General features: G+C 33.8%; 4 protein-coding genes. 1 reads left to right on the top strand and 3 read right to left on the bottom strand.

From position 1 onward, the window contains the following. Positions 1–1,197: hypothetical protein (locus tag ACIQ6Z_RS09490; protein WP_396210642.1), on the top strand; the 1,197-nt coding region annotated here is incomplete at its 5' end. Positions 1,198–1,200: 3 nt separating this feature from the next. Here the strand turns inward: ACIQ6Z_RS09490 and ACIQ6Z_RS09485 are convergent. The 3 genes from ACIQ6Z_RS09485 to ACIQ6Z_RS09475 are packed head-to-tail and all read right to left on the bottom strand — an operon-like array spanning position 1,201 to position 3,698. Beyond that, positions 1,201–1,956 (bottom strand): LytR/AlgR family response regulator transcription factor, encoded by a 756-nt coding sequence (locus ACIQ6Z_RS09485; RefSeq protein WP_396210641.1) that lies wholly within the window; start codon positions 1,954–1,956, stop codon positions 1,201–1,203. A 53-nt stretch (positions 1,957–2,009) separates the two neighbouring features. Continuing rightward, positions 2,010–2,324 carry a 2TM domain-containing protein gene (locus tag ACIQ6Z_RS09480; protein ID WP_396196890.1) on the bottom strand — a complete coding sequence of 105 codons (315 nt, stop codon included), beginning with the start codon at positions 2,322–2,324 and terminating at the stop codon, positions 2,010–2,012. Between the two features lie 36 nt (positions 2,325–2,360). After that, positions 2,361–3,698, bottom strand: coding sequence for a 2TM domain-containing protein (locus ACIQ6Z_RS09475; RefSeq protein ID WP_396210640.1), 1,338 nt, complete (start codon positions 3,696–3,698; stop codon positions 2,361–2,363). Positions 3,699–3,772 lie beyond the last annotated feature (74 nt).

Raw genomic sequence — 3,772 nt, 5'->3', positions numbered from 1 at the left:
AAAAATGGAAAAACAATGGTTGGGTGTAATGAAGATGCTTGGAGAACCACTTCCCATATTTGGTTTGAAGTTGGACAAAACAACCAATATGGAGCAGCTTTTACAGGCTCTAGATGGGACGGAGAAAATGGCTATGCACCACAATCGGGAATGAATGAGCACGGTTTGGTTTTTTCTAGATTGGCATCTTATCATCCCAAATTGATTACTTCGAAATTCAATAACCGCATCCAGATTACAAATCCAACGCGCTATTTAAAAGACATTCTACATTCTTGTAAAACTGTCGAAGATGTAAAAAAATACATTGAAAAATATGATCAGCGGTATTTTATAGAAGATGTTTTTATCTATATCGAGCAATCGGGAAAATACATAATTGTTGAACCTTATAAAATATTATCGGGAAATGACGCTAAATATGTGCTGTCAAATTTTTGTCCGTCAATTACGCCTAAATCAGCTGCAAATAAATTAGAACGCTACAAAAAGGGCACATCGTTTTTGACATCAAAAATAGAGACGGATTTGGATTTTTGTCGAAAATTATCCGATACCATGCATGTTTGTAGAGAAAAAATAGGCGATGGAACCTTGTTAACTTCCATATGGGATAGCACCAATGGCGTCGTTAATTTGTATTTCTACCACCAATACGATCAAACGGTTCAATTTAACCTTACAAAAGAATTAGCCAAAGGAAATCACATACTGAAAATAGATACTTTATTTCCAAAAAATGCTGAATTTGAAAAATTAGCTTCGTATCAAACGCCACAAAACAACGATACAATACGCGCTTTTTTAATGAGCAGTGGTTTATTTTTTGCTTTGTGTTCGGTTTATTTTTTGATACATTTCATCGCCAATCGAAAAAAAGACAAATTCAATGTTCTTAAAATACTCGTTGTTCCCTTCGGACTCCTGCTTTTTTATTACATGCTCGTCTTATGCACCAACATAGCTATTTTCTACTTTCCAGCACCTTATGCAAGTCCGACTTCTATTTTTGTAAGCGGTACTTCATATATTCCATATATTTTAGTACTACTCATACTACCATCGATATGGGCTAATTATCGCCTAATGCACGAAAAACTATGGAGCCGTTTTGCATTAGTTATGATCAGTATGCTAAATGTATTGGTAGCACTATTGATTGGTTTTTTTGTGTATTGGCACTTTTACTTCAATTAGTAATTAACCGATCCAAAGTTTAAAATCAGACACTTTTTCTCTTGAAACGATCACTTCTTCAGCCTTATAGGTAGGTAAATTGATTTTTAACCTTGAGTTAGAATACACTTGAATTTCTTTCACGGCTTTTAGTGGGATTATGAATTTACGACTCACGCGGAAAAAATCTTTGGGATTGATTTCGGCCTCCAATTCTTCTAAAGTAGCATCAATTAAATAATCGCGATTATCTATTGTATGCAAATAAGTGCCTTTATTTTCGCTGTAAATACACTCCACGTCATCAATGGAAATTACTTTTAATTGCTGTCCGATTTTTATCGAAAACCGTTGCTTGTATTCTTTTGCTACTGGATGGACCAACATCCGCTTAATGGCTTCAATATCCAAATTTGGGAACGCACTTTTTTGAAATTGAGTGTTGAATTTTGAAATGGCTGTTGAAAGTTCGTCTTCGTCAATAGGTTTCAACAAATAATCAATGCTATTGAGTTTGAAAGCACGCAACGCATATTCGTCATAGGCCGTAGTGAAAATCACAGAACTCTTGATGTCTATTTGCTCGAACAACTCAAACGACAATCCATCCGACAATTGTATGTCTAAAAAAATCAAATCGGGATGCGGATTATTTTGAAACCAAGTAATTGATTCCTCCACAGAATGCAACAATGTATTCACCTGCAAGCCTAATTTTTCAATTTTGCGTTGCAACAAGCGTGCTGCTGGTTTTTCGTCTTCGATGATAATGATGTTCATTGTTTTTTTGTTTCAAGTTTCAAGTTCTTATGTTGTCTGACAACTGTGACCAATTACTCCCACTTATTAGCTTTTTCCTTCTCCATAAATTCTTTAATCTTGCGTTCTTCCCAATCTTTACCTAAAATAAAATACGGCAAAAAGGTAGACAATGCGTGCGCTAACAAACCAATTCCCCAAAAGAAAGCTGTGAAAAAGTTCTTAAACTGAAAATAACTCTCACCTTCATTTAAGTTTTGAATATTTAAGATCACCAACATACTATTAATGACCAAATAGACTATTGCATGCGTATAAAATCCTTTGATTTTTTTTACGCGTTTGACCGCTTCCTCGTAGCGAATTTGTTCTGCTGTTATATTTTCCATAGTTATTTTTTTGATTTTGTTAGTGTGATTGATTGACTATTCCCAAGTATTATTTTTCCCTTTATTTATTATTTCTTGTATTTTTCGTTCTTCCCACGTTTTACCGTATCCAAAAACACCAAATGCGTGAAAAGACAATCCCATTCCCCATCCTAACAAGGGAAACCAGAACCATTGGAATCCCCAAAATGTAGTATAGTTAATAAAGGCTAATGCCGGAATCACTATGCTATAAGCGGTTAAATTGCCATAAAATCCTTTTAGTTCTTCTACACGTTTTTTGGCTCTTGCATAGGCAGCATTTTCTGAAAATAGTGTGTTAGTTTCCATAACTGAAATTTGTTTGGTTAATATGGGTATGCTTATTTTAAATTCACTTTCAGATGCTTCAACTACAACTTTACGATGGGTTAGAATTCCGTAACGACTCACGATATTCTCGAGTCCGACACCCTTTCGATCAGACAATACTTCTTTCTTTTGTAAATTATTGGATACAACTAACGCACCCTTTTGAAGACTAATTTGAATATGAAGTGGTTTGGTTTCACTTACTACATTATGTTTGATGCAATTTTCAAGTAATAATTGTAAGGATAATGGTACTACTTTTGCTTCATCGTTCTCAATAGTATCGGGAATTTCAAATGTGATGCTGTTTTCAAATCGCATTAAGAGTAAATTCATATAGGTTTTTGCAAAAGCAATTTCTTCGGCAACCGACACCAATTCTTTGTCCTTTTGTTCCAAAACATAGCGATATACTTTTGATAAGGACGTAGTGAATTTTTGTGCTGCAATTGGATCTTCTTCAATTAACGAACTCAAAACATTCAAACTATTGAACAAAAAATGGGGATCGATTTGGTTTTTTAAACTTTCAAACTGGGCCGAAGCCGTACCCGCAATTATTTTTTGTTGGTTCACCTTGTTTTCTTGATACGCCTTATAAAAATAAAACGCATGAAATGCTATGGTTACAAAAAATGTAATGAGAATTGTTACCACATAATTTGCTAAGGTTTCATTTTGAAAAAACGCTTCAAAACTTGATCCTTCAATAAGCACATCCTCAACAATTCGCAAGATAAAAATAGCAAAAACAGAAATCACAAACGACCCTAAAAAGCCTAAAATTATTCTTCGTTTTGTAAAGCGTTCTACTTCAAAAATACCATCTAAATAGATAAATAAATAGGCATTAGCGAAATACAGCGTTAATCCATACAACATGGTGTAACCGAAATTTACGAGTAAATGTTCATTCAACTGAATAGTAATACCCGTTAATAATTTTACTACCAATAAAACTAAAAAAACAGCAATGGATAAAATTATCGCTCTTGGAATTTCTTTGATGAGTTTGTGTAACATATGTAAGATTTACAATAAAATTAGTTAAAATTAAGTGACTGCACAACAAAGGCTATTAAATAAAGTACAAGATG

The sequence above is a fragment of the Flavobacterium sp. genome (assembly GCF_044376915.1).
Taxonomy (GTDB): Bacteria; Bacteroidota; Bacteroidia; order Flavobacteriales; family Flavobacteriaceae; genus Flavobacterium.
Note: the sequence above shows the minus strand (reverse complement) of the source record. Positions and strands in the feature narration are given on the sequence as shown.